This window comes from Streptomyces violaceus, from assembly GCF_036014075.1.
GTDB lineage: Bacteria > Actinomycetota > Actinomycetes > Streptomycetales > Streptomycetaceae > Streptomyces > Streptomyces violaceus.
The window spans coordinates 8,596,713-8,621,526 of the sequence record NZ_CP107911.1; the positions used below are offsets into that span (position 1 = coordinate 8,596,713).

Consider the following 24,814-nt stretch of genomic DNA (forward strand, 5'->3'; position numbering starts at 1 on the left):
GTCCACCATCGCTCATCCCGTCATCTCACGCGTCGGGGACCCAGCTCCCGTGGAAGCCCAAGGGCACCCGCCCCGGCAGATGGATCCGGGCGACCGGTTCGCCGGTGAAGTCCTGGGCCGAGAGGAACACCAGGTCCGACGCATCGCGGTCGGGGTTGTGCACATACGCGATCGCGTAGCCGTCGTCCTCGGCCGCCCCCGGGTCGGCCGGGTCGCACGGCACGAACACGGCCTCGCTCGCCGCCGAGCCCCGCGGCAGCCGGTGCACCTGCGCCGTGCCGCGCAGCAGGTCGTGCTTGAACAGGGCGTTGCCGAACGCCCGGTCGGGCGGGTTGCCGTCGACCGTCAGGTACGCCAGCGTCATCTCCGCGGACGCCGCCGAGTAGCCGTAGCGGTGCCGGCGGGACACCAGCGCCTCGTTCACCCGCGGGAATTCCTGCGGACGGTCGTCGAGGGTCTTCGTGCGCACCCGGCCGTGGCGCAGGTCGATCGTCCAGCGGTCGAGCCGCGCGGTGCCCGCTCCGTACGGCCCGCCCGACCCACGGCCGGCCACGAAGAAGGGCGCGTCGAAGTTCGTCATGTCGATCACGATGTCCGTGCCCTCCTCGTAGGCGTTGAGGGTGTGCGAGTAGTACACCGGGTCCACCTCGAACCAGCGCACCGCACCACCTGCTCGCGGCAGGACGCCGACCCGCGCCGGGTGTTTCCTGTTCCAGACGTACGGCACGATGTCGCCACGCTCGGCGCCCGCCGGGTCGAACGTGACGGGCATGTCGAGGATGACCACGTGGTGCTCGGTGAGCGCGAAGTCGTGGATCATCGGCGCGTCCGCCACCGGGATCGTCGTGGTGCGCGAGACCCGGCCCGTCGGGTCCACGACGAGGTGGCGCACATGGTCCCAGGTCGGGTAATAGGCGATCGCGTGCAGCTCACCGGCGTGCGTGTCGAACTTGGTGTGCGCCGTCAACGGCCCCTTCAGGGTGCCCCGGAAGTCGTACGTGCCGACGGTGCCCAGCTCGTCGTCGAGTTCGTACGGCAGCGGGCCGCTCTCCTGGAGCGCGAGGATCCGACCCCGGTAGGGGATCACATGGGTGTTGCAGGGGAAGTCGTCCGGCGGCACGGGGCCCGGATAGGGCTCGCCGAGCTTCTTCGCCACCTGGGACGAGCGCACCCACCGGTTGCGGTACCACCCGGCGCGGCCGTCGCGCAGCCGGACGCCGTGCACCATGCCGTCGCCGAGCATCCAGTGGTGGGCCCGCGGGTCCTCCAGGCCCAAGGCGTTGGGGCCGTTGCGCAGGTAGCGACCGTTCAGCTCGCGCGGGATGCGGCCGGTGACCGGCAGATCGAAGGCCGTCAGTTCCTCGGTGACGGGCTTGAACGCGCCCTCCAGAAAGGGTAAGTGGCGCTTCGCCGGGCCGGACGCCGCAGCGGCGGGCAGAGAGCCCGCTCCCGCGCCGGCGAGTCCGCCGGCCGCCGTGATCGCGGCCGCGCCGCGCAGTACGTTCCGTCGCGTGTGGCTCGTCATCTTCCGTACCCCTGACCGCAGTTGTCTTCGGCTGCGGTCACGAGTCTGCGGCGTGAGACGGCCCGGGTCAGGAGGGGCAGACACCCTCCTGGGGTGGTGCCAGACCCCCTGTTTCCAGCAGGGTCATCAGCGCCCGCGCGGCCGGACTGGTCGCCTGCGCGGGCGGCAGCAGGGCGACGGTCTCGTACGGAGTCCCGCCGGTGCCCTCCACCGGCAGGGCGGTCAGCGAGGCGCGCTTGTGCCGGAAGTGCCGAGGCACGACGGCGATGCCCAGGCCCTCGTCCACCAGGTCGAGGAGACTGTGCACGTCGTTCACCTCCAGGGCGACGGTCCGCCGCACGCCCGCCGCGGCGAACGCGGCGTCGGTGGTGCGGCGCGGCCCCCAGTCCGGATGGAAGTCGACGAACACCTCGCCACCCAGATCCGCCGGCGTGACGGACGCACCGGCGGCCGCGAGCCGGTGACTGGGATGGCACAGGACCGTCATCGGTTCACTCGTCAGCGGCACGGACCTCAGCTGGTCGGTGTCCTCCTGGGTCCGCACCACGAAGGCAAGGTCGAGCCGCCCGGCCGCGACCTCCTCCGCCAGTGCCCCCGAGCCCGCCTGCCGCAGGCAGATCTCGACATCCGGGTGCTGCCTCCGGAACGTGGCCAGCAGCCCCGCCACATTCACCCCGGCGACGCACTGCTCGCTGCCGAGCGCGAGCATGCCGCGCAGCACACCCTGCACCGCCGCCACCGCCTCGTGGGCCGTCCGCACCTGCGCCAGGATCCGCTCCGCCTCACCGAGAAGCGCCCGCCCGGCCGGGGTGAGCGTCACCCGGCGGGTCGTCCGCACGAACAGCGGCGTCTGCAGCTCCCGCTCCAGTGCCCGGATCGAGGCCGACAGGCCCGACTGGGAGACCAGGAGGCGTTCCGCCGCCCGGGTGAAGTGCTGGTCCTCGGCGACCGCGACGAAGTGCTGCAAGTGGCGCAGTTCCATGACTGAGAAGCGTAGCCGCTGAATTCCATCGGATTCTTCTGTTGGACGCATGGGAGCAGGTCACGCCAGAGTGGACACCGGTTTCCTCCCGACCGTGCCAACCCTCTGGAGTCGCGTTGTACACCGCACACCCCGACCGCTACGCGGACATGCCCTACCGGCGCACCGGACGCAGCGGTCTGAAGCTCCCCGCGCTCTCGCTCGGCCTGTGGCACAACTTCGGCCCGGACCGGCCCGTCGAGACCCAGCGCGCCATCCTGCGCCGCGCCTTCGACCTCGGCGTCACCCACTTCGACCTCGCCAACAACTACGGTCCGCCGCCCGGCGCCGCCGAGTCCGCGCTGGGCGAGTTCCTGAAGTCGGACTTCGCGGCGTACCGCGACGAGCTGGTCATCTCCACCAAGGCCGGCTACCTGATGTGGCCCGGCCCGTACGGCGAGTGGGGCTCGCGCAAGTACGTGCTGTCCTCGCTGGACCAGAGCCTGAAGCGGATGGGCCTGGACTACGTCGATGTCTTCTACTCGCACCGCCCCGACCCGGACACTCCGCTGGAGGAGACGATGGGGGCCCTGCACTCGGCGGTGCAGCAGGGCAAGGCGCTGTACGTCGGTGTCTCCAACTACTCCGCCGAGCAGACCCGTGAGGCCGCCCGCATCCTGGGCGAGCTGGGCACCCCGCTCCTCATCCACCAGCCGCGCTACTCGATGCTGGACCGCCGCCCCGAGGAGGAGGGCCTGCTGGACGCCCTCGACGAGCTCCAGGTCGGCTCCATCGTCTTCTCCCCGCTGGAGCAGGGCGTGCTCTCCGCCCGCTACCTCGACGGCATCCCCGAGGGTTCCCGGGCCGCGAGTGACAGCCCCTTCCTGAACTCGGACGCGCTCACCGAGGAGCTGGTGGGCCGGCTGCGCGACCTGAACGACATCGCCAAGTCGCGCGGCCAGACCCTGGCCCAGCTGGCGCTGGCCTGGGTGCTGCGCGGCGGACGGGTCACCTCCGCGCTGGTCGGCGCGAGCAGTGCGCAGCAGCTCGAGGACAGCGTCGGCGCCATCCGCAACCTGGACTTCGACGCGGACGAGCTGGCCCGGATCGACGCGATCGTCAAGCAGTAGCGTTCTCCTCGGCCGGGGGCCGGTGGGCCGCCTCCGGCCGAGCCGCCTAGGAACTGATCCGCTCCTCCAGGCGCACGGTCACCATGTCGCCCTCCTCTTTGCCGATGGCCTTGCGGAGGTCGGCCTTCACGGGCAGCTTGTGCGTGCCGTCGCCCAGGGCCATGAACGAGCTGCGGAACGGGTGCCCGTCGATCGTCCCGCGGACCTTGACCAGGCCGCGGGTGCCGAAGAACTCGACGGACCTGGGCCAGACCAGGTAGGTCCAGCCGCCCTCGGCGGGGCTTCTGCGCAGGACCGCGGTGAACTCCGCGTCCAGATCTCCGGTCGTGGGCATGACGTCCTCCGGTGCTCGGCGGCCTCTCACTCATCAGACCGCCGCGCGCCGGAAAACTCATCGCCGGCCCTCACGCCCCGGCGGGCACCCGGTCCAGAAAACCGAGCACGGCCCTGATCCGGCCCTGCGCGTCCAGCGTGATCACATCCGACCCGGCCACGGGCGCCGTGCCGTCGGCCTCGCTCACCAGCTCCCACGAGAAGCGCGCGGTGTCGTGGTGCCCGTCGACGGCGCCGGCGAGTCGGAACACGAACCCCGGGAACTGCTCCCGGGCCGCCGTGATCAACCCGGCGATCTCCTCGTGGCCCCCGACGTCGGCCAGAGGGTCGGTGTAGCCGCCGTCCTCGGTCCAGGCGGCAGCGACCGCTTTCGCCCGGGCCGTCGGATTCTCGGCGTTCCAGGCCTCGAAGTAGCGGGCGACGGCGTCCTCGTAACGGGGGGTGGGTGCGGACATGGGCGATCAGCCTCCAGAAAGGTCGTACGTGCTGGTCAGGGCAGGATCACCGTTCGCGGCGAACCCGGCATGGACCACCCTGCCCGCACCCGGCGGGAGCGTCGATTACCTCCGGAGTCATGTGCCCGGGGGCTGCCTGCCGGGTTTCGGCCAACTCGGGTTGTGAATATGCCAGGAGAGTGGCCGGAAAGTCATGGTGACAGTGTTTCAGCAGTGAACATACTGACCTGCGAGAGCGTTTTCACATCGAGCGACGGCGCCCTCACGCACAGCACGCGAGCCGCGGAAGGACGAGTCCGGCAGGCGGGCAGGGCAACGGGGGAGGTCACGTGCACGACGAGTTCCTGTGTCACGTCACTGCGTACGGAGTCTGCGAAGGCCGCCGCATCGGAGTGCCCCTGGGGACCTACCGGGCGCCCACCCTCGCCCTCGCCCTGTGGTGGCTGCGCGACCGCGCCTCCTGGATCGCCCAGCGCCTCGACCCGCAGCCCGACGCCGAGCACTTACCGCCGGGCGCGCTCGTGCCGGTCGCCGACACCGTGCCCGACGTGCCCACACAGCTGCGCGCCTGGTGTGCCGACCCCGGCCACCAGGAGCGCGTCGCCGAGGAGTTGGCGGCCGGACGGCTGGTGCGCATCGCCACCAGCGACGACACCACCGAGTACGAACTGCTCGCGGAGTCCGTGGACGCCCTGCGGATGCAGCGGACGGCCCCCGGCCTGGGAATCCCGTGGCCTGACCTGCTCACAGAGGTGTAGAACAGGCAAATCGGCAGAATCTTGGTCATGGCGCAGTCTTCGGTAGCACCAGAACTTGTTGTGGAGACCCGCCGTCGGCCACACCCCCACCCGGGCGGGCCGAGAGCCGGGGAGGAGCGGCCGAAGCCGCCGCCGCGCTGGGCAGAACCGGTCTTCACGCAGCGGACGTAGAGCCCCGGCGTCAGCTCTCGCTGTCGGAGCGGACCTCACCCCGCCGCCGTACGTGCCGCGCCAGCAGCGCCCCGCCGAATCCGGTCACGAGACCCCAGGGGACGGCCAGGCCTACGGCACCCCACAGCCGGGGTCTGAGGAAGAGTTCGCCCTCGAGGCCCCCGCCCAGGTCGCCGATGCCGAGCACGGACAGGCCGTAGTGCGCGGAGATGCGTCCGACGAGGCAGATCATGAACACCGTGAGCATGAGGGCGACCGCCATGTGTACGGCGTGCTGCCAGGCCCGGACCCGGGCCGGTGACCGGGCCGCCATCACGAACGCGGCGGCCAGCAACAGCACCACGTCGATGACCAGCAGCCACCACACCCGGCCGTCGTGCTCGGAGAGCGTCCGCAGGTTCAGCTCCGAGATGTCCGGAGTGCGCAGCACCTCGTCGAGCACCTGGGGCATGGGCAGCCCGAACGGCCCCTCCACCCGGCCGGTCCAGGTCGCGCCGAGGCCGATCGTCAGCGCCAGCCACACCAGGTTGGGCATGCCGAGCAGAATCACGGCGAACGTCTCCGTCGCGTGGCCCCGCGTCGCCGCGACGACCAGCGCGATGACCACACCGATGACGACGTACGCGAGCAGCAGCGCGACCATCGCGTACGCGGCCGGCCGCACCGACGCCTGGAAGCGCAGCAGCCCGGCCGGCAGCGGGGCGCCGCGCGACACCAGCAGGGCCAGGACCATCACACCGGCCAGCCAGACCAGGCCGACGAACACGGACAGCGGAACATCGGTGGTGAAACCGATCTTCGGCGAGGCACCGAACAGGTCGCCGAGTTCCCCCAGCTCCTCGTCGCCGAGGGAGATGTCGAAGGTGTGGCGGGCGGCGAGCGTCAGGCCGATCAGCGCGAGCAGCCACAGGACCGCGATCCTGGCGGCCCAGCCGGCCAGTTCCGCGGCGCCGGCGACCGCGCGGTGGCGCAGCGGCCGCAGGAAGCCCCAGGCGATCACCAGCGCCCCGGTGAGTGTGACGGACAGCGGGATCACGGTCAGTCCCGCTTGTGTGTCGGCGAAGTCGCCGGCACTGCCGGAGAGTTTCACCGTGCCCCCGACGGCGGTGACCACGGTCGCCATGACCACCGGGGCGAACGCGCCGTCCGGAAGGTCCGCGGCCCCGGCGGCCCACAGGCCGAGCGTGGCCACCACCATCATGGCGAGCAGCCCGCCGAGCACTGTGCCGAGGGCGTGCACCCAGCCGTGGCGGGCGACCGCCCGCGCGCCGGAGGTGCGTGCCTGGCCGGAGGAGGTGCGCGAACTCACGCTGCCACGCTAAGCAGCGCCCGGGGCGGGCGCCCGTCGGGAGGTCCGTCCGCGTCGGCTTGCGGGCCTGACGGGACCGGGGCACACAATGAACTCCTGGTGGAAGAAGCCGTATATATGAGGACTGATCGCCTCGGGTGTGCGAAGGCCGTACAGAACCCACGTGGGAAGAAGAGCTCGTGAGCGTCGAACCGCCGTCGTTCGGTCGCCCCACAGGACCTCCCTCGGGCTCGCTGTCGGGCCCCTCCCAGCCGCCCTCGGGAGGCGTCGGCCCGCCCTCCGAACCTCCGGGCGGGGGTGGTGGTGAGCCGCCGGAGCCCTCCGCCCGTGGTGGGGCTCCGCACCCCGTGTCGCGCTGATCGCCGGCGCGGTCGTGGCCGCCGCGGTCCTGGCCGTGGTGTTCACCCGCCCCGACGGCGGCACCGGCGCGTCCGACGGCGGAACCAGAACCTCAAAGGGCGAGGTCTTGCTGCAGCCCGCGGCCGACACCGGCCCGGACCCGTTCACCGACTCGACGGCCAAGGAGAGTTCCGCCCCGTCGGTCAGGCCGACGTCCGCCGGATCGGCGTCGCCGAACGCTGTCCGGGCCGTTCGGGGCGGGGCGCCCGGCCTGTACGGCGGCACCCGCAACGTCGCCAGCTGCGACGTGGAGAAGCAGATCACGTACCTCGAGGAGGCCCCGGACAAGCAGCGCGCGTTCGCGCCGGTCCAGCGCATCGACCCGCCAGAGGTCCCGGCCTGTCTGCGCTCGCTCACCCCCGTGCGGCTGCGTAGGGACACCTGGGTCACCAGCCACGGCTACAAGAACGGCCGCCCCACGCAGACCAGGCCGTCCTCCAGGCCGGCACGGCCGTGCTCGTCGACGAGCGAGGCGTGCCCCGGGTGCGCTGCGCGTGCGGCAACCCGCTGAGCCCGCCGGCCTCCCCGCAGGGGACGACCGGAGACAAGTGGGCGGGGTACAAGGCGTCGGACGTCGTCACGGTCAGGCCCGCTCGGGAGCCGGTCGACGTCTTCGTCATGTGCGAGCCCGAGGGCGAGTGGTTCGAGCGCGACAAGGGCGATACGGGCAAGAACGATCGCAGGACCGCTCCACCGGACAAGCCCACCCCGTCGGTGACCGTCACCACGCCGACCGGCCCGCTCTCGTCGCAGCCGACCACGAGCGAACCGACGGCCACGGAGACGCCTTCGGAACCGTCGACGGGCGAATCGCCGCCCGCGGACGACTCGCCGCCCCCGCCGGGGACGACACGGGCGAGGACACCGGGGGCGAGACCGGGGGTGACACGACGGACCAGGCGCCGGCTTCCTGAGTCACCCGGCGCGGACCACCAGGGCGTAGTCCCCGAGCCCGAGCAGCCGATCGGCCGGCACATCGCCCTGAGCGGTGACGACCGCCTCGATGCGGCCGGTGTCCGGTTCGAACGCGACGTCCTGGACCGTGCCGAGCCAGTCGCCCGTCTCGGTGAGGATCCTGAGGCCCGGCAGCTCGTGGTGCGGCGGCACCTCGGCCGGGGCGGTCGCGGAGCGGACGAGCACGGCGTCCGGTCCGAGGGCGTGCAGGGCGCCCCAGGCCAGCACGCTCTCCTTGCGGGAGTGCCGGCCCCGCACCCGGACATGGGTGACCACACCGGCCGCTGCGTCGACCGTCAGCGACCTCAGGACGCCGAGCTCGTCCGCCTCGGTCAGGGTCAGCACCGGCAGGCCCCGCGCCTGCGAGAACAGCATCATGACGGCGCCCCCTCGTGCCCCTCGTGGAAGGCGCTGACCCGGGCGACGAAGGCCGGCAGGTCGTCGGCGACGTAGCGGGTGGCGTCCGCCGGGATGACCAGGGCGCGGCCGGAGACCGCGAGCGTCTCGCCACGCGGTACGTACACCCGGTGCCTGTGCCGCCGGGAGCCCCGGACCAGCGACTTGACCGCGGCGATCCGGAATCCCACGACCCGGCCGCTTCTACCGCCCTCGACGACCACGTCGAGCACCGTGCCGACCTCGGCGCCCTCGTCCGTCAGCACCTTGGCGTGCAGTACCCGGCCCTGCTGGGCCTCACGGCGTGCCACCACGACGGGCGTGTCCGCCAGGGCACCGGCGTCGACGATCATGACCGCGTGCGGGCCCAGCGCGTGCACCGCCGGCCAGGGCAGGCTCTGTTTCATCGGACCCGACAGCAGACCCCGGCCGCTGAGCGTGAACCCGGTGATACGCCCGGCCGCGGCGTCGAAGACGGTGTCCTTGATCTGCGCGACGGCGTCGCCGCCCAGGGTGACCACCGGCAGGGTCGTCAGGCTCCGTGCCGCCATCAGCTGGTTCATCGCCCACCCTTCCCGCCGGGCCGGCGCCGGACCGCGATGACCGTCCCCGACCGTCGGCCGGCCTGCACGGCGAGGGTCACCACGGCGACGCCGGCGAGCGCCACGACCACCACGACCAGCCACATCCACCAGGCCACCGCACACCTCCGGCGATCCGGCCCGGCCGCCCTCGGCCGGTCCCGATTACCTCCGAGTGCCCCGCGCGCGGGGGACAATGCCCAGGGCACGGGACGGGCGAAAACGTGTCAGGACTGCGAAGCCCGGCTCGGGGTACGAGCACTGGTGCAGAGCGTCCGGCCAGTCCGGCTTCTCCCAGAAAGAAACGAATGATCGACCACCTGGACGGGGCAGTGATACCGACTGGTTTCGACGTGCCCGTGGAACCGCTGAGGCGGGCGGCACACTACTCAGGCGAGCAGGGATGCATCGCCGAGGCGCGGTCCTTCGCCGCGCTCTTCCTCGACCAGCTCCGGACCGAGTGGTGCGCGAGCATCGACGACCGGGCCGACGGCGCGGTGCAGCTCGTGGTCAGTGAGCTGGTCACCAACGCCGACCGGCACAGCAACGGGCCGTACATCCTGGAGCTCGTGGGCACGGACACCGCCGTGACCGTGTCGGTCTACGACAGCAGCTCCGCCCTGCCCCGTATCTTCCCGCGCAACCCGGAGCGCGTCGGCCGGCACGGCCTGGAGATCGTCCACGCGCTCGCGGAGCAGGTCAGCGTGGAGCGGGTGCCGGTGGGCAAGCGGGTGCGCGCACTGCTGCCGCTAGCAGGTGCGACCGGGGGCTGAGCCGTCCGGGTGAGGCGTCTCCCGAGGGCGCTCGCGCGCCATCATGCGCGCCATGGAAGCCGACACGGTCGCGGGTGGCCCGACACGGTCGCGGGTGCCGTCCCCTCCCGCATGGAGGACAGCACCCGCTGGTCGCCGTAGGCCCGATCGGCCCGCCTTCTGCGTCAGGCGCAGCCGAGCTCGCCCAGCATGCCCTCGCGCAGCCGGGTGATGATCCGCTTGATCAGACGCGAGACGTGCATCTGCGAGCAGCCGAGCTCCTCGCCGATCTCCGCCTGGGTGGCCTCCTCCACGAACCGCATGTGAATGATCTGCCGGTCGCGCTCGCTGAGCTCCGCCATGAGCGGGGCGAGCGAGTGGAAGTCCTCGACGAGCCGCAGCCCGTCCTCCTCGACGCCGATGAAGTCGGCCAGGACCGCCTCGCCGCCCTCCGGCCCGTCGCCGGTGAGCGCGGCGTCCAGCGACGACGAGTTGTACCCGTTCGCGGCGATCTGTCCCTCGACGACCTCGTTCTCGGAGATGTTCATCAGCGTGGCCAGCTCGGCGACGGTCGGCTCGCGGTCCAGCCGGCTGGCGAGTTCCTCGCGGGCCTTGGCCAGCTCCACGCGCAGCTCCTGCAGCCGCCGCGGCACGTGCACCGCCCACGTCGTGTCCCGGAAGAACCGCTTGATCTCACCGACGATGTACGGCAGCGCGAAGGAGGTGAACTCGACCTCGCGCGACAGCTCGAACCGGTCGATGGCCTTGATCAGGCCGATCATGCCGGTCTGGACGATGTCCTCCATGTCGTCGCCGCGGCCCCGGAACCGGCCGGCCGCGAACCGCACGAGCGACATGTTCATCTCGATCAGGGTGTTGCGCGCGTACTGGTACTCGTGCGTGCCTTCTTCGAGTTCCGTCAGGCGCTGGAAGAACTGGCGGGACAGCGCCCTGGCGTCCCGCGGGGCCACGGACCGCGGGTCCACGACCGGCAGTGCTCCGTCACCCGTTCCGGCCTCGGCGTTCTCCCCGGCGACTTCTGCCTCTGACCGGATCACGGCGGTCTCCATTACCTCTCCCCACGAAGTCACGGCCACATCTGCCTAGGTCCTTCCGGGTTGCGGGTACCCGGGTGGGCGGAACACATGCCCCCGAATGCCGTGCGGCGGGAAATCGGTGGAGCATGGCATTCCGGCCTGCCCATGCTCACCCATACGGCCGACGGAGAGCAAGAGTTCCCAACGCCGTGGCCCGGCCTTCGCGTTCCGCTGATTCCACCCAGGGCGGAACGCCGACCCCTTCCCCTGGCGGCCGGCGCTCCTAACCTGGACGGGTGAGCAACCACGTGCCGAACGAAGCCCGCGTCATCCCGCTGCGCCCGCAAGGTGCGCGCCCCCCGGCCCCCGCCGTGAAGGAGCCGCTGTGGCGCGACCTGGTCGGTGACGTCCTGCGCCGTGAACGCCTCGCGCAGGAGCGCACGTTGAAGGACGTCGCCGACCAGGCACGGATCTCCATGCCGTACCTGTCGGAGGTCGAGCGCGGCCGCAAGGAGGCCTCCTCGGAGGTCCTCGCGGCCGCCGCACACGCCCTCGGACTGAGTCTCGGCGACCTGCTGTCGAGGACGCGGGGCGAACTGACCCGCGTCACCTCGCGGTACAACGGCAGCGGTAGCCGCCGCGGGGCGGCGTCCCCGTCGTCGCACGACGGACTGTGCCTGGTCGCCTGAGTCTGCTTGCCTCTCTGCCGGCGCCTCAGACCTGCACGAGGCGCCGGCTGAGCACCTCATCGGCCAGCCCGTAGCCCACCGCCTCCTGCGCGGTGAACACCTTGTCGCGGTCCATGTCGGCCCGCAGGGTCGCCACCTCGTGGTGGGTGTGCCGCGCCAGCACCTCCTCGACCTGGGAGCGGATCCTCACCATCTCCCTGGCCTGGAGCGCCAGGTCGGAGACCATGCCGCGCTGCCCTCCGGTCGCCGGCTGGCCGAGCAGCACGCGGGCGTGCTCCAGCACGAACCGCCGTCCGGGGTCCCCGCCCGCCAGCAGCACGGCCGCCGTGGAGGCCGCCTGCCCGACACAGAACGTCGAGATCGGCGCCCGCACGTACGACATCGTGTCGTAGATGGCCATGAGCGAAGTGAACGAGCCCCCGGGCGAGTTGATGTAGATCGCGATCTCGCTCTCCGGGGACGAGGACTCCAGATGGAGAAGCTGCGCGATGACGACGTTGGCGACACCGTCGTCGATCTCCGTGCCGAGGAAGATGATCCGCTCGGACAGCAGCCGGCTGAACACGTCGTAGGACCGCTCGCCCTGCGGGGTGCGCTCGACGACGTTCGGAATCGTGTAGGTACCCATCACTGCAGCCCCATCCTGCGACGGCCGGCCGTCGGGCGGACGTCCACGAGGGACTCCACGACCCGGTCGACCATGCCGTACTCCCTGGCCTCCTCGGCCGTGAACCAGCGGTCCCGGTCGCCGTCCCGGGAGATCGTCTCCTCACTCTGGCCGGTGTGCTCTGCGGTGATCCGCTCGATGGTCCGCTTGGTGTGCTCCAGGTTCTCCGCCTGGATCTCGATGTCGGCGGTGGTGCCGCCGATCCCCGCCGACGGCTGGTGCATCATGATCCGCGCGTTGGGCAGGGCGTAGCGCTTGCCGGGCGCGCCGACGCTGAGCAGGAACTGGCCCATGCTCGCGGCGAAGCCCATGGCCAGCGTGGAGACGTCGTTCGGGACGAGCCGCATCGTGTCGTAGATGGCGAGGCCCGCGTGCACCGCCCCGCCGGGGCTGTTGATGTACAGGCTGATGTCGGTGCGGGGATCTTCGGCGGAAAGGATCAGCAGCTGGGCGCAGACCCGGTTCGCGGAGACCTCGTCGACCTGGGTGCCCAGCAGCACGATGCGCTGCGCGAGCAACTGGGCGGCCAGCTGGTCGTCGAACCGGGTCGGAGGGGTGTCGCCCTCCTCGGCCCGTGGGGCGAGTGTCGTGAGTGGAGTCATCGGTTCTCCTCGTCGTAGCGGAAATACCGCGGAAGTGCCGTCGACTCCACTCTTGACCTCGGACGATGCGGGAATGCGGATTCTCTGCCCGCGGCAGATTCGCTACGGGCAGAGCGGGCGTCAGCCCTTCTCGCGCACCTGCCGGAAGAACGCCCGCACGTCGTCCACCAACGAGCCCGGTTGCTCCATGGCCGCGAAGTGCCCGCCCCGGTCGAACTCCGTCCAGCGGACGATGTTCTCCGTCCGCTCCGCCTTGTGGCGCAGCGGGATCTGCGGGTCGCCGAAGAAGGACGCCACCGCGGTCGGCGCGGTGGAGGGCTCGTGCGGGGCGGCGGTCCGCTCGCCCCGGGCGTGGGCGCGCTCGTAGTAGACCCGGGCGGACGAACCCGCCGTGCCCGTCAGCCAGTACAGCATGACGTTCGTGAGCATCAGATCCCGGTCGACGGCCTCCTCGGGCAGCTCCTCGGAGTCCGTCCATTCCTGGAACTTCTCGACGATCCAGGCGAGTTGGCCCACCGGTGAGTCCGTGAGCGCGTACGACAGGGTCTGCGGCCGGGTGGACTGCACGTGGAAGTAGCCCGTGCTGTCGCGGGACCACTCCTCCCACCTGCGCCACGAGGTGAGCGTGCGCTCCCGCTCCGCGGGACTCAGCGCCTGAAGCTCCTCGGCGGTCGGCTCGGTGGCCTGCTGTCCACCGGGCAGCAGGTTGAGGTGGATGCCGAGGACCCGGCCGGGGTGGACGCGGCCCAGTTCGCGGGAGATGCCAGCGCCCCAGTCGCCGCCCTGGGCGCCGAACCTCCCATAGCCGAGGCGCGTCATCAGCTCGGCCCACGCGTCGGCGATCCGGCGCGCCTCCCAGCCGGTCTCCCGGGTGGGCCCGGAGAACCCGAAGCCGGGGATGCTCGGCAGCACGACGTGGAAGGCGTCGGCCGGATCGCCGCCGTGGGCGGCCGGGTCCGTCAACGGCCCGACGATGTCGAGGAATTCGACGATCGACCCCGGCCACCCGTGCGTGACGATCAGCGGGGTGGCGTCGGGCTCGGGGGAGCGGATGTGCGCGAAGTGCACCCGCGCGCCGTCGATCTCGGTCGTGAACTGCGGCCACGCGTTCAGCCGCGCCTCCGCCGCCCGCCAGTCGTACGCGTGCCGCCAGTACCGCACCAGCTCGCGCAGGTAGCCCGACGGAACGCCGTACGTCCAGCCCACCCCGGGCAGCTCGTCGGGCCACCTGGTCCGGTCGAGACGGTCGTGAAGGTCGTCGAGGTCGCTCTGCGGTATGTCGATGCGGTAGGGGCGGATGCCGCTGTCAGCGGGCGGAGACGTCATGACCGCGATGCTAGTTTCGAACGGTGTAGTGGCCACCTGAATTTGCCGGCCACCCGACCGATGAGTTCCGGGGCCAGGGCCGGTCGACAGTGGTGACAGCGTTCCACGCGCCCAGGAGGACTCATGACCACCGACGGTTTCACCACGTGCCTCTGGTTCGACGGCCAGGCCGAGGAGGCCGCCCACCTCTACGTCTCGATCTTCAAGAACTCCAGCATCGGCGAGGTCGCCCGCTACCCCGAGGGAGCGCTCCAGCCCGCCGGCAGCGTCATGACCGTCGAGTTCACGGCCAACGGCCACAAGTTCCTCGCGCTCAACGGCGGCCCCCAGTTCAAGTTCACCGAGGCGGTCTCCTTCATGATCTTCTGCGCGGACCAGGAGGAGATCGACTACTACTGGACCAAGCTCACCGAGAACGGCGGCGAGCCCGGCCCGTGCGGCTGGCTCAAGGACAAGTACGGCCTGTCCTGGCAGGTCGTCCCGGACCGGCTCCAAGAGATGATCACCGACCCGGACCCGGCGAAGGCGGCCCGCGTGACCACGGCGTTCATGGCGATGAGCAAGTTCGACATCGCGACCCTGGACAAGGCCTACGCGGGCGAGTGACACGCCCCCGGTCAGGGGCAGGACCGGCCATGCCTGCCCCTACGCCGTCTCGGCCAGGATCTCCCTGATCGCATGCCGGGAGTTCTCCGCGACCGGCGGGTTCGTGTCCCAGTAGTACGGCAGTGCGATGACCGCGATCGACAGGGCCCAGCCCCGGCCCCGTGCCCACTCGGCCTCGCCGGCTCCCACGGCATCGCGGAAGATGCCGCGGACCCCGGCGGGCAGCACGCACCAGGCGCTGATGAGGTCGACGGCCGGATCTCCCACCCCCACCGTGCCGAAGTCGATCACGGCGCTCAGTCGCCCGCCCGTGACCAGCAGGTTCCCGGCCATCAGATCGCCGTGCGCCCAAAGCGGCGGCCCGGCGTGCTCCGGGGCGCGCAGGGCCTCCTCCCACACCTCCGTCACCGGCGCGGTGTCGATCCGCCCCGAGAGCTGGGCGAGCGCCTCGCGTACGAAGCGGTCCCGGGCCGCCAGCGGCACTCCCCGGTAACCGGTCGGGCCCTCCGCCGGGTCGATCCGCCGCAGGGCCGCGACATAGGCGCCCAGGTCCTTGGCGAGCAGTCCCGGCTCATCGAGGGCGCCGGGCACCGGGTTACGGCCGTCCAGCCAGCCGTACACCGACCAGGGCCACGGGAAGCCCTCGCCGGGTTCGCCCCGCCCGAGGGGTTCGGGGGAGGCGACGGGCAGGCCCGGGCTCAGTCGGGGCAGCCAGCGCAGTTCGTGCGTGATGGTTTCGACGGCGCGGGGATGCCGGGGGAGCCGCACGACCTTGTCCGCGCCGAGGCGGAACATGGCGTTCTCACTCCCGGAGGACTCCACGCGCCGCAGGGGCAGCCCGGCCCACTGCGGGAACTGTCCCGCGATCAGCCGGCCGACGAGCGCGACGTCGACGTCCCGCTCGTCCTCATGCATTCGCACAGCGCACATGACGCCCATTCGAGCGGTCAACCCGCCGACTGTCGAATGGTTTTGGTGATCTCCCGGGCGATGCGCAGGATGCCGGGGGAGCGCACCGGGCAGGGCTTCGGCGTGGACGTCGTGGGAGCCAGGCAGAAGTGCAGATAGTCGTCGTCGCGGTGCAGGGCCGTCCGGTCGCGGCCGGGCTGGGTGCAGTAGTCGGGGTGGGCCCGCTCGTAGGCCGTGCAGGGGAGGTGCTGCGTCCACGTGTAGCGGTCCGAGCCGGGGCTCACCGTCCCCCCGGCGTCGGCGACGATGTCGTCCGAGTCGGCGGCCAGCCGCTGGTACAGCCCGTTCACGCGCCGTACCCGGTCGGGCGTGATCGGGTCCGGCCCCTGGAGCACCCACACGATCCGCGGCCGGCGGGCCCCGCCGGCCGTCGTGATCTGCTCGACGAGCCTGCGCGCGTCGGCCTCGTACCGCTTGAAGTACCGCTCCCGCGAGCCGTCGTACGTGATCTTGTCCATGCACCAGGTGAAGTCCCAGGCGTTGCCCCAGAACTGCAGCACCACGAAGTCCGGCCGCAGCGACCGCACCAGGGCGGCCGCCTTGTCCCGTGCCGGTACGAGCGACCGCTCCGCCGTGCCCTCCAGGTAGTCGCACAGGGTGGTGCCCGAGTAGGGGGCACTCGTGTACTTCGCGCGCAGGTCCCGGCGCAGCTCCTGGCCGAGGACCTTCTGGTTCTCCATGGCGAGCGAATCGCCGAGATACAGCACGCGGGGCGCCTTGGCGGGGGCGCGGGGGCTGGGCGAGGCCGGGGCCCGCTGGTGCGTGGTCGTGGACACCTCCGGCGCGGACGGCGGGGACGTGCCAGGTCCGGACGACGGATCCCCGCACGCCCCGAGCAGCAGCCCGGCCAGCAGGACACCCACGATCCACGGTCCGCGCATACGGCAACTCCCGCCCCGGCCGGTGAAACGGCTCCCCAGGCAAGCACAGCCGGGCCCGGGGCGGAAGATGCGCGTCGGCCACGAGACGCCCGTGGCCGACGATGTGACGGCCGGTCAGACGCGGTCGGCCACGATCAGCAGGTACTGGAAGCTGCCGTTCTTGTACGCGGTCAGGAACGTGTCCTCGATGCCCGTGACGAGATGGTCGGCCCGCTTGCGCAGCTCCCAGTAGGGGATGGTCACGTCGGTGAGGTCCTGCACATGGACGGGGACCAGCCGGTTGCGGGCCATCGCCCGGAAGTACTCCGACCGCGGATGGATGTCGCAGATGTAGTGGGCGTTGATCAGGGAGACCTCGCGGGAGGCCCGCCCGTAGGTGTCGTTGTAGCAGCCGGTGATCACCACGTAGCGCCCGCCGCGGCGCAGCAGCCGGGCGTGCTCGGCGAACAGCAGGTCCAGCTCCACGTACATGGTCGACTCGTTGTTCCACGACGCCGCGAACGCGTCCGACGGGAAGCCCGTGTCGAGCATGTTCCGGCAGTGGTAGCGGACCTTGCCGTCGATGCCGCGCTGCCGGGCCTGCTCGTTGGCGAAGTCCGCCTGCTTGGCCGAGAGGGTCACGCCGTCGGCGCGGCAGCCGTACCGCAGGTTCGCCACGACGCTGCCGCCGCCGCGTCCGCAGCCGGCGTCGAAGACCCGGTCGGCGGGGGAGAGAGGGCCGAGGTGGGTGGCGAGCAGTTCCGCCTGGGTGTGCTCCAGGCGGTGCAGTTCGGTGGTGATCCGCTCGCGGCGCAGCCCCGGGTCGGACTCGTCGAGCACGGACCAGTCGGCGTCTCCGACGCCGTAGTGATGGTGGTACAGGTCGTCGATCTTCCCCAGCTCGAGGTTGACCGGGTTCTCCTCCGCGTTCCAGTAGTCGGCCACACGGGTCTGGTACGTCGAGTCGGCGGCGGACGGCGGCTGCAGTGATGCGGTCGTGGCGTCGGCGGTGGTGGTCAAGGACGACTCCTCGTGCTTGGGGCGTGACGTCAAGGGACTGTGCTCTACCAGTAGTCGGGCAGGTGGTAGCGGTGGGTGTTGGTGGCGTGCCACTCGTGGTTGCCGGACACCCAGGCGGCCAGGCTCCGGGCGTAGCGCTCGACGAGCGGCGAGCCGGCGGACAGGACCGCGGACTCCTCCTCGAAGGCGTCCATGATCTGGTTGTGGATCTCGACGGCCATCAGATAGGCGGCCTTGAGTCCGCACCGTTCGTTGGCGGCGATGACCAGCGGCAGGTTGAGATGGTCCGGTTCGGCCGCGAGCTCCTTCGTGAAGGAGTACAGGTCGTTGACGATCGTGGTGGCGTTGCACGCGAGCGCCGTGATCCGCTGGACCTCCGGTCGGGCGTAGACCGCCTCGGGCAGTTCGTAGCCGTCCACGGCGTCGACGATCGACAGGCAGGGGCGGAAATTGTTGAACTGCCGCATCACCAGGTACTCCCAGACGCGCGGCACGTACCGCGTCTCCGCCCAGGCGGCCTCGGCTACGTACCCGAGGTGCAGCCGGGCGATGTCGTGCACGAACCGGTCGGTCTGGCTGGGAGTGGCGAACCCGGCGTAGTCCAGCAGCGCGCGGTGGTACGAGCGCAGCGGCCCGTCGGCCGTCAGTCCCTGGCGCCACTCCCGCTCCGCCTCGGGAGGCCCGTGGAAGGGGTCGAGTGCCGACTGGGCGATGATCAGCCTTCCGCCGAGACCGCGGGAGGATCCGCCCCGGTCCTCGTCCTCCGAGCAGTAGCAGCTGTCGACGAGGTTCTCGGCCAGCAGCAGCTCGCCCGCGACGGTGAGGAGGTCCAGATCGGCGGCGCCCGGATGCTGGAGCACCACGGCCCGGCCGAACTGGAACCCCGCGAAGTCCCCCGTCCACGCCGGCGGAAACAGATCGAGCCCGTGCGCCCAGGCCTCCAGCCTCCGGTCGATCTCCTTGACCTTCTCGGGATCGGCGGGCACGGCGGGCCGATAGCGAAGCCCGGGCACGGGCCCACCGCGCCGGGCCCGTCCGGTACGGGCGAGGCTCGGGGGGCCGGGTGGGGTGTGCCGGGGGGTGGCGGCGGACGGGGAGTCGGAGGCTGGTCGGGCCGGTGAGCTCGGGGGCGGCGGGATCGCGGAGTCCGGGGGCAGCGGGACCAGGGGCCCGGGGGCAGGTGGGGCCGGGGAGATCGCTGCGCCCGAGGTGCTTGGGGCCCAGAACCTGAGGGTTGGTGGGGCGGGCGGGTGAAAGGCCGGGCGGGGCGCGGAGCCGGGAGATGGTGGGGCCGGGGAGTTGGTGATCGGTGGGATCGGGAGGCCGGGAGGTGTTGGGGTCGGAGGGTGGAGGTCTGCACGGGGCTGGGAGCTCGAGGGCAGGGGTTCCGGAGGCGTGAGGGCCGGTGGGGCTGAGTGGCCGAGGGTTGGTGGGGTCGCGGAGTTCGGGAGTGGTGGGACCGGGGAGTTGGCGGTCGGGGGGATGGGGAGGCCGAGGGGTGTTGGGGCCGGAGGACTGGTGGCTGGACGAGGCACCGAGCTCGAGGGGATCGCGGAGCCCGAGGACATTGGTGCCGGAGACCTGAGGCCCGGTGGGCCTGAGAAGCCGAAGGCTGGTGGGGCCGGAGGTCGGAAGGCCGCCCGGTGCGCGGAGCTCGGCGGGGTCGCGGAGCCCGGGGAGAGTGAGGCCGGGGATTCGGCAGCCGGTGGCATCGGCAAGCCGGGGGGCGGTGGGGTCGGAGCCCCCGGGGCCGGTGGACCGGGTTGGGGCGTGGAGCCCGAGGGCAGTGGAGCCGGGGACCCGGGAGCCTGCGGAGCCGGGAAGCCGAGGGGTGGCAGGGCCGGTGGGGTCGGGGCTCCGGTGGCGGGTGGGGCCGGGAGGCCGGGCGTCGGGCAGGTCTCGGCGTCGGAGGTCTGCCGGGTCTCGGAGCCGGGGAGCTGGGGCCCGGAGGGCGGGGGAGTGTTCATGGACGTACTCGACTCCACCCCGTCAGCCGGCCGTCCGGCCGATCTGGACGTTCTCCAGGATGCCCGCTGCGTCGGGCACCAGGATGGCCATCGAGTAGTACGCGGTGACCAGGTAGCGGATGATCGCGGTCTCGTCGACGCCCATGAACCGTACGTTCAGGCCGGGCTGGTACTCCTCCGGGATACCGGTCTGGAACAGTCCGACGACCCCCTGGTCGGCCTCGCCGGTGCGCAGCGCGATGATGCTGCTGGTGTGGTGATCGTTGACCGGGATCTTGCCGCATGGGAAGAACGGCACACCGCGCCAGGCGGGCACCTCATGCCCGTCGACGTTCGCCGTGCCGGGCACCAGCCCGCGCTTGTTGCACTGCCGGAAGAACGCCGCGATCGCCTTGGGATGGGCGAGGAACAGCCGCGTCTTACGCCGCATCGACAACAGTTCGTCCAGGTCGTCCGGGGTCGGCGGGCCCGAGAACGTGCTGATGCGCTGGCTGTAGTCGATGTTGTGCAGCAGCCCGAACTCGCGGTTGTTGACCAGCTCCCACTCCTGCCGCTCACGGATCTCCTCGATGGTCAGCCGGAGCTGCTGCTCGGTCTGGTCCATCGGGTCGTTGTAGAGGTCGGCGACCCGGGAGTGGACGCGCAGCACGGTCTGGGTGAGCGACAACTCGTACTCACGTGGGGCGAGTTCGTAGTCGACGAAGCCGCCGGACAGCACCGGCTCGCCCACGTGCCCGGCCTGCACCGGCACATCCGCCTCGCCCTTGCGGTTCATTGGCTTGCTCTGCCGCTCCGCGTAGGCCTCCAGATGGGCCGCGAGGGACGGGACGCGGTCCGTGTACTCCCGCAGGGCGTCCCAGGACAGCACCAGCACGACGCCCGAGGTCTCCGCCCGTACGGACGTGAGCCACAGCGGGTCGGCCCGCCCCACGGCCTCGTCACCGAGCCCCTCGCCGTCCGTGACGACCCCGATGACCTCCTCCTCGCTGTACTTGCCGGCGGCATACCGGGTGAAACGGCCGTGCACGATCAGGTAGGCCTCGGTGACGGGCTGGCCGGCCTCGAAGAGCACCTCGCCGACGCGCACCTCACGGACCTCGAACCGCGACGCGAGCTGCTGCAGCACCTCGGCGTCGGAGTAGCCGCGCAGCACGGGCAGTTCGGTGAGCGTCTGGGGGATGACCCTGATGTCGTCGGCACCGTTCTGCTCGAACTGCACCCGGCCCCGGCCGAGACGCAACGTCAGACGCCGGTTGACCCGGTAGGCGCCGCCCCTGATGTCGACCCACGGCAGCATCTTGAGCAGCCAGCGCGAGGTGATGGCCTGCATCTGCGGCACGGACTTGGTGGTGGTGGCGAGCTGGCGCGCCGCCTGCGTGCTGAGACTGGTGAGCCGAGCCTCGGCCGCGCCGGTGCCGGCAGCGGGCTCGGGAGCGGGGTCGTCGGTGGCGGGGCCGGTGGTGCTTTCGGGGGCGGACACATTCCCTCCCTGGGATCGAACGGAGTGTTCGCTGAGTGAGCGGGGCGAAGCCTTTGCCGCGCAGGGGTGGCCTGGGACAGAGATGAGCCCTGCCCCGCCCCGCAGGCGGGCGTGAGCCTGAAGGGGCAACCGGCGGCAACCGGCGGTCCTGAGGTCAGTGGTCGGCGGGTTGCGCGAAGTGGCCCTGCGGGCCTGAGTGGAGTGGTCGGCTGGGACGGGTGGAGTGGTGGCAGGGACGGTGGGGTGGCCGGCGAAGGCGGCGACCTCGTGGCGCCGGTGAGCCGGACGCGCCGCGAGGCATAGCCAAACAGTGGAAGAGGTGACCGGATAACCGCGTGAAGGGGGCGGCTTCTCGCGCCGGAGGAGGTAAACCCACGATGGGAGTGACGGACGAGCGGGCGTGTGCCCACACGCCGGTCGCCGACCCGGCGCCGCCCGCGCACAGGTCGCACGGACGCCGCGTATCGCCGGAGTCACCACCCGTACCTCCCCGGCGCACACCCCGCCGCGACTCACACCCCGTCGCGACTCACACGCCGTCGCCACTCACGGCTGCCCCCTCCGCAGCGTGCCGCCAGTTCGTCGTCCGGCATTCGAGAGCCGATGGGCGAACGCGGCATGTACGGTCGTGTACTCCGCGTAGCCGCCGTCGGTGTACCAGCCCGTGTGCTCGGACCCGGGACAGAGGTTCTCCGCGCCGCGTGCGCAGTACGCGCGGTCGCCGTCCGTGCGGCGCAGCCAGGCCACACCGACCGGCACCGGTTTCTCTACCAGTCGGAGAGACCCCTCCTCGACCGGACCCGGCTGTTCCCCGACCACGCGCGCATCGGCCCCGTCCGTCATACCGCTCCCCGTCCTGCCGAGGGCCCCCGCCCGTCTGCGGCGGACCGCCCGTTCGGCGCGCGGGCCGACCCGAGGGTGACTAGCGTGAGGAAACGGACCATCCACCCATCCGGAGAGGGCCGCAGCCATGGCCGTGCAACCTGAAGGAGCCCCTTGCTGGGCCGACGCGACGTTCAGTGACCTCGAAGGGGCCAAGAACTTCTACGGAGACGTCCTCGGCTGGACCTTCGCCCAGGCGTCGGCGGAGTACGGCGACTACACCCAGGCCTATGCGGACGGCAAGGCGGTCGCCGCCGTCGTCCCGCCCATGCCCGGCCAGCCGGAGGCCCCGTCGCAGTGGTGCCTGTATTTCGCCGCCCGGGACACCGACGCCACGGCCGCCCGGATCCGCGACAACGGCGGCGAGGTGCTGATGGAGCCGATGCAGGTCGGTGACTTCGGCACCATGTGCCTGGCCCGCGACCCGAGCGGTGTCGTCTTCGGCGTCTGGCAGGCGGGGACCCACGAGGGCTTCGAGGTGATGGCCGAACCGGGCGCCTACACCTGGGCCGAGGTCTTCACCCGCGAGCCCGAGAAGTCCGACGCGTTCTTCCCCGCCGTCTTCTCCTACCGGCAGCGGGACATGGAGGACCACGAGATGGACTTCCGCATCTACGACCTCGGCGAACGCAGTGTGCTGGGCCGGATGAAGATGACGGAGGAATTCCCGCCCGAGGTGCCGCCGTACATCAACGTCTACTTCACCGTCGAGGACTGCGACGACGCCGTGGCGAAGGCGGCCAAGCTCGGCGGCGTCCTGCGCTTCGGCCCGATGACCACGCCGTTCGGCCGGTTCGCGGCCATCAGCGATCCGCAGGGCGCGAACTTCTCGGTGATCGACATCACGACGACCGAGGGAGACATGCCGAAGCTGACCGACGTGTCGTAGCCGCCCGGCCCTCCCGGCCGGGCGGACCGTGCGGCCATGGCATGATCGAGCCCATGCGTGAACGTGTTGTGGCCGCGTGCGACGGGGCTTCGAAGGGAAACCCGGGGCCCGCGGGCTGGGCCTGGGTCGTAGCCGACGCTTCCGAGAGCCCGGTGAGCTGGGAGGCGGGGCCGCTCGGCAAGGCCACCAACAACGTCGCGGAACTGACCGCGTTGGAGCGCCTGCTGACGGCGACCGACCCGGGCGTGCCGCTCGAGGTCCGGATGGACTCGCAGTACGCGATGAAGGCCGTCACCACGTGGCTGCCCGGCTGGAAGCGCAACGGCTGGAAGACGTCCGCCGGCAAGCCGGTCGCCAACCAGGACCTCGTCGTGCGCATCGACGAGCTCCTGGACGGCCGCTCGGTCGAGTTCCGCTATGTGCCCGCCCACCAGGTCGACGGCGACCGGCTCAACGATTTCGCCGACCGCGCCGCCAGCCAGGCCGCCACCGTCCAGGAGCCCGCGGGCAGCGAACTCGGTTCCCCAGAGCCGCCGCCCGCCCCGGACACCCCGGCCAAGGCCCCGCGCTCCCGGCCCCGCGGCGGTGCGGCGCGCACCGCGAAGGGTTCCGCGGCGAAGGGCTCCTCGCGCACCATCAAGGCGAAGTTCCCCGGCCGCTGCCAGTGCGGCCGCTCCTACGCGGCGGGCGAGCCCATCACCAAGAACGACAGCGGTTGGGGACACCCGGAGTGCCGCACGGCCGCGACCGCCTGATCAGGCGTCGAACGTGTAGTGCGCCGTGTGGTCCAGCAGATCCGCCGGGCTCGTGTCGTGCCACGGCCTCATCGTCTCGTTGAGGTCGATCACGTTCGGCGTGCCCGCGGCCGGCAGATAGCCGGAGCCGGGGTGCCGCCGCTGCCACTCGGCCCACAGCTTGTCGATGTACGCGTGGTGCAGCCAGAACACCGGGTCGTTGGGCGAGGCGCCGGTGGCCATGTGCCCGCCCACCCAGACGTGGACGCGGTTGTGCAGATTGACTCCGCGCCAGCCTTCGAGGTGGTTGCGGAAACCGTCCGAGGCGCTGTTCCAGGGCGCCATGTCATACGTCGGCATGGACAGCACCGACTCGACCTCGGCCGCCGTGGGCAGTTGGCGGCCCCCGGCACCGAGAGAGCGCCGCAGGAACGTACGGCCGTCTACCCGCACGTTGATCTGCCAGTTCCCGCCGGCCGCGGCGAACGGCCCGTCGGACACGCGGCCGTCCCGGTCGCGCCCGGTGCCGCCGAGGAAGTCGGGCGCCCACAGCGAGGCACGCGGCGAACGGTCGACGGTCCAGTCCCAGTACGGCAGGGCCACCGACGCGTCCACCGACTGGAGCGCTCGCTCGAACTCCAGGAGGAATCTTCGGTGCCAGGGCAGGAAGGACGGTGAGCGGTGGCCCGTCCGCTCGCCGTCGTCGGTGTCGGAGACGATGAAGGCGTTGTGCGTCGTGACGAATTCGTCGTAGCGGCCGTTGCGCTTCAGTTCCACGAGGGCGGCGACGAAACGTCGCTTCTCGTCGGTGGTCAGGGCGGACTGGTTCTTGCGGACGGTCATGTGCGGGTGCTCCAGAGCCTTTCGGTGCGGGTCAGTTGGCGGGGAAGGGCAGCAGCGGCGCGCCCTGCAGCTCGTCCACCGCGGCGCGCGCGGCGGCGCGCGGTGTGGCCACCGGGTCGTAGTGGCTGACGACGCTGATCCAGCTGCCGTCGGCGTTGCGCATCACGTGCAGCTCCACACCGTCGACGAACACCGCGTATCCGGCGCCGTGGTGGTGATGACCGGTCCCGGTGGCCGGCCGGCCCTGTATCCGACGGCCCTTGTAGACCTCGTCGAAGGTCCTGTGGGAGTCGTGGTGCCCTGCGGCGGCCGTGGCGGGTGCGATGGCGGGCAGGACACCGGCCGTCCCGGCGAGTACGGCCGCGGCGGTGAGCGCGCGGCGACGGCTGAGTTCCGGCATGCGGACCTCCTGGGTCGGTTCGGGGTTGACCCGGGCATGCCTACCGGTCCGTCCGGTACCGGGAGAAATCCGCGCAGGCCGGTTGGCTGCGATCCGGGCAATTCCCCTTATGTCGTGCA

27 protein-coding genes and 1 pseudogene are annotated in these 24,814 nt (G+C 71.4%); 8 read left to right on the forward strand and 20 right to left on the reverse strand.

What is annotated here, in order from left to right; all coding sequences use genetic code 11:
* Nucleotides 1–25: 25 nt before the first annotated feature.
* Together OG542_RS38745 and OG542_RS38750 are read right to left on the reverse strand one after the other, a co-directional pair.
* Nucleotides 26–1,525, reverse strand: coding sequence for a carotenoid oxygenase family protein (locus tag OG542_RS38745; protein ID WP_328417306.1), 1,500 nt, complete (start codon nucleotides 1,523–1,525; stop codon nucleotides 26–28).
* Between the two features lie 67 nt (nucleotides 1,526–1,592).
* Nucleotides 1,593–2,507, reverse strand: a complete 915-nt coding sequence (locus OG542_RS38750; RefSeq protein WP_184595925.1) for a LysR family transcriptional regulator — start codon at nucleotides 2,505–2,507, stop codon at nucleotides 1,593–1,595.
* A gap of 116 nt (nucleotides 2,508–2,623) precedes the next feature.
* On the opposite strand from OG542_RS38750, the gene mgrA reads away from it, so the two are divergent.
* A complete protein-coding gene (gene mgrA, locus OG542_RS38755; protein WP_328417309.1) occupies nucleotides 2,624–3,616 on the forward strand; it encodes an L-glyceraldehyde 3-phosphate reductase in 993 nt (330 codons plus the stop codon).
* Nucleotides 3,617–3,662: 46 nt separating this feature from the next.
* Here the strand turns inward: mgrA and OG542_RS38760 are convergent, their stop codons facing one another.
* Both OG542_RS38760 and OG542_RS38765 read right to left on the reverse strand, forming a co-directional pair.
* Nucleotides 3,663–3,950: a DUF1905 domain-containing protein gene (locus OG542_RS38760; RefSeq protein WP_328417311.1), complete on the reverse strand. Its 288-nt coding sequence runs from the start codon at nucleotides 3,948–3,950 to the stop codon at nucleotides 3,663–3,665.
* Between the two features lie 70 nt (nucleotides 3,951–4,020).
* The gene (locus OG542_RS38765) at nucleotides 4,021–4,404 is read right to left on the reverse strand and encodes a nuclear transport factor 2 family protein (RefSeq protein WP_328417313.1); all 384 of its coding nucleotides are present in this window, start codon (nucleotides 4,402–4,404) and stop codon (nucleotides 4,021–4,023) included.
* 329 nt (nucleotides 4,405–4,733) lie between these two features.
* Here OG542_RS38765 and OG542_RS38770 point away from each other — a divergent pair, with 329 nt between their 5' ends.
* A complete protein-coding gene (locus OG542_RS38770) occupies nucleotides 4,734–5,162 on the forward strand; it encodes a hypothetical protein (RefSeq protein ID WP_328417315.1) in 429 nt (142 codons plus the stop codon).
* A 181-nt stretch (nucleotides 5,163–5,343) separates the two neighbouring features.
* On the opposite strand, the gene OG542_RS38775 is transcribed toward OG542_RS38770, so the two are convergent.
* The gene (locus tag OG542_RS38775) at nucleotides 5,344–6,642 is read right to left on the reverse strand and encodes a streptophobe family protein (protein ID WP_328417317.1); all 1,299 of its coding nucleotides are present in this window, start codon (nucleotides 6,640–6,642) and stop codon (nucleotides 5,344–5,346) included.
* A gap of 397 nt (nucleotides 6,643–7,039) precedes the next feature.
* Here OG542_RS38775 and OG542_RS40825 point away from each other — a divergent pair.
* Nucleotides 7,040–7,641, forward strand: a pseudogene (locus OG542_RS40825) (DUF6777 domain-containing protein); the annotation flags it as partial.
* 315 nt (nucleotides 7,642–7,956) lie between these two features.
* Here OG542_RS40825 and OG542_RS38785 read toward each other — a convergent pair.
* The 3 genes from OG542_RS38785 to OG542_RS38795 are packed head-to-tail and all read right to left on the reverse strand — an operon-like array spanning nucleotide 7,957 to nucleotide 9,091.
* Complete coding sequence (locus OG542_RS38785) at nucleotides 7,957–8,373, reverse strand: PRC-barrel domain-containing protein (protein ID WP_193478961.1); 417 nt, start codon at nucleotides 8,371–8,373, stop codon at nucleotides 7,957–7,959.
* Nucleotides 8,370–8,954, reverse strand: coding sequence for a PRC-barrel domain-containing protein (locus OG542_RS38790; RefSeq protein WP_328417319.1), 585 nt, complete (start codon nucleotides 8,952–8,954; stop codon nucleotides 8,370–8,372). The genes OG542_RS38785 and OG542_RS38790 overlap by 4 nt, the downstream gene beginning before the upstream one ends.
* Complete coding sequence (locus OG542_RS38795) at nucleotides 8,951–9,091, reverse strand: hypothetical protein (protein ID WP_193478963.1); 141 nt, start codon at nucleotides 9,089–9,091, stop codon at nucleotides 8,951–8,953. The genes OG542_RS38790 and OG542_RS38795 overlap by 4 nt, the downstream gene beginning before the upstream one ends.
* A 189-nt stretch (nucleotides 9,092–9,280) precedes the next feature.
* Between OG542_RS38795 and OG542_RS38800 the strand changes: the two genes are divergently transcribed.
* Nucleotides 9,281–9,745 carry an ATP-binding protein gene (locus OG542_RS38800; protein WP_328417324.1) on the forward strand — a complete coding sequence of 155 codons (465 nt, stop codon included), beginning with the start codon at nucleotides 9,281–9,283 and terminating at the stop codon, nucleotides 9,743–9,745.
* Between the two features lie 164 nt (nucleotides 9,746–9,909).
* Here OG542_RS38800 and OG542_RS38805 read toward each other — a convergent pair whose 3' ends face one another.
* Nucleotides 9,910–10,794, reverse strand: a complete 885-nt coding sequence (locus OG542_RS38805; protein ID WP_328336247.1) for an RNA polymerase sigma factor SigF — start codon at nucleotides 10,792–10,794, stop codon at nucleotides 9,910–9,912.
* 263 nt (nucleotides 10,795–11,057) lie between these two features.
* Here OG542_RS38805 and OG542_RS38810 point away from each other — a divergent pair, with 263 nt between their 5' ends.
* Nucleotides 11,058–11,450 (forward strand): helix-turn-helix domain-containing protein, encoded by a 393-nt coding sequence (locus tag OG542_RS38810; protein ID WP_184595943.1) that lies wholly within the window; start codon nucleotides 11,058–11,060, stop codon nucleotides 11,448–11,450.
* Between the two features lie 25 nt (nucleotides 11,451–11,475).
* Here OG542_RS38810 and OG542_RS38815 read toward each other — a convergent pair whose 3' ends face one another.
* The 3 genes from OG542_RS38815 to OG542_RS38825 form a co-directional block, all read right to left on the reverse strand.
* Entirely contained in the window at nucleotides 11,476–12,078 is a 603-nt protein-coding gene (locus tag OG542_RS38815) for a ClpP family protease (protein ID WP_184595944.1), read from the reverse strand.
* Nucleotides 12,078–12,719, reverse strand: a complete 642-nt coding sequence (locus OG542_RS38820; RefSeq protein WP_193478967.1) for an ATP-dependent Clp protease proteolytic subunit — start codon at nucleotides 12,717–12,719, stop codon at nucleotides 12,078–12,080. Before OG542_RS38820 ends, OG542_RS38815 begins: the two co-directional genes overlap by 1 nt.
* A gap of 120 nt (nucleotides 12,720–12,839) precedes the next feature.
* Nucleotides 12,840–14,045: an epoxide hydrolase family protein gene (locus OG542_RS38825; protein ID WP_328417329.1), complete on the reverse strand. Its 1,206-nt coding sequence runs from the start codon at nucleotides 14,043–14,045 to the stop codon at nucleotides 12,840–12,842.
* A gap of 123 nt (nucleotides 14,046–14,168) precedes the next feature.
* On the opposite strand from OG542_RS38825, the gene OG542_RS38830 reads away from it, so the two are divergent.
* The gene (locus OG542_RS38830; protein ID WP_328336243.1) at nucleotides 14,169–14,651 is read left to right on the forward strand and encodes a VOC family protein; all 483 of its coding nucleotides are present in this window, start codon (nucleotides 14,169–14,171) and stop codon (nucleotides 14,649–14,651) included.
* Between the two features lie 39 nt (nucleotides 14,652–14,690).
* Here OG542_RS38830 and OG542_RS38835 read toward each other — a convergent pair whose 3' ends face one another.
* The 6 genes from OG542_RS38835 to OG542_RS38860 all read right to left on the reverse strand — a co-directional run bounded on the left by OG542_RS38835 (nucleotide 14,691) and on the right by OG542_RS38860 (nucleotide 21,790).
* Complete coding sequence (locus tag OG542_RS38835) at nucleotides 14,691–15,566, reverse strand: aminoglycoside phosphotransferase family protein (protein ID WP_328417331.1); 876 nt, start codon at nucleotides 15,564–15,566, stop codon at nucleotides 14,691–14,693.
* A 32-nt stretch (nucleotides 15,567–15,598) separates the two neighbouring features.
* Complete coding sequence (locus OG542_RS38840; protein WP_328417333.1) at nucleotides 15,599–16,501, reverse strand: SGNH/GDSL hydrolase family protein; 903 nt, start codon at nucleotides 16,499–16,501, stop codon at nucleotides 15,599–15,601.
* A 114-nt stretch (nucleotides 16,502–16,615) separates the two neighbouring features.
* Nucleotides 16,616–17,500 (reverse strand): geranyl diphosphate 2-C-methyltransferase, encoded by an 885-nt coding sequence (locus tag OG542_RS38845; protein WP_408057832.1) that lies wholly within the window; start codon nucleotides 17,498–17,500, stop codon nucleotides 16,616–16,618.
* Nucleotides 17,501–17,544: 44 nt separating this feature from the next.
* Nucleotides 17,545–18,639: a family 2 encapsulin nanocompartment cargo protein terpene cyclase gene (locus OG542_RS38850; RefSeq protein WP_408057884.1), complete on the reverse strand. Its 1,095-nt coding sequence runs from the start codon at nucleotides 18,637–18,639 to the stop codon at nucleotides 17,545–17,547.
* Between the two features lie 850 nt (nucleotides 18,640–19,489).
* Complete coding sequence (locus OG542_RS38855; RefSeq protein ID WP_328417335.1) at nucleotides 19,490–20,947, reverse strand: family 2B encapsulin nanocompartment shell protein; 1,458 nt, start codon at nucleotides 20,945–20,947, stop codon at nucleotides 19,490–19,492.
* 546 nt (nucleotides 20,948–21,493) lie between these two features.
* Entirely contained in the window at nucleotides 21,494–21,790 is a 297-nt protein-coding gene (locus tag OG542_RS38860) for an alcohol dehydrogenase catalytic domain-containing protein (RefSeq protein WP_328417337.1), read from the reverse strand.
* A 127-nt stretch (nucleotides 21,791–21,917) separates the two neighbouring features.
* Here OG542_RS38860 and OG542_RS38865 point away from each other — a divergent pair, with 127 nt between their 5' ends.
* Both OG542_RS38865 and OG542_RS38870 read left to right on the forward strand, forming a co-directional pair.
* Nucleotides 21,918–22,718, forward strand: a complete 801-nt coding sequence (locus tag OG542_RS38865; RefSeq protein ID WP_311129722.1) for a VOC family protein — start codon at nucleotides 21,918–21,920, stop codon at nucleotides 22,716–22,718.
* 41 nt (nucleotides 22,719–22,759) lie between these two features.
* Entirely contained in the window at nucleotides 22,760–23,473 is a 714-nt protein-coding gene (locus OG542_RS38870) for a ribonuclease H family protein (protein ID WP_328417339.1), read from the forward strand.
* Here OG542_RS38870 and melC2 read toward each other — a convergent pair whose 3' ends face one another.
* Together melC2 and melC1 are read right to left on the reverse strand one after the other, a co-directional pair.
* The gene (gene melC2 / locus OG542_RS38875; RefSeq protein ID WP_193478974.1) at nucleotides 23,474–24,295 is read right to left on the reverse strand and encodes a tyrosinase MelC2; all 822 of its coding nucleotides are present in this window, start codon (nucleotides 24,293–24,295) and stop codon (nucleotides 23,474–23,476) included.
* Nucleotides 24,296–24,326: 31 nt separating this feature from the next.
* On the reverse strand, nucleotides 24,327–24,695 hold the full coding sequence (gene melC1, locus OG542_RS38880) for an apotyrosinase chaperone MelC1 (protein ID WP_311129719.1): 369 nt from the start codon (nucleotides 24,693–24,695) through the stop codon (nucleotides 24,327–24,329).
* Nucleotides 24,696–24,814 lie beyond the last annotated feature (119 nt).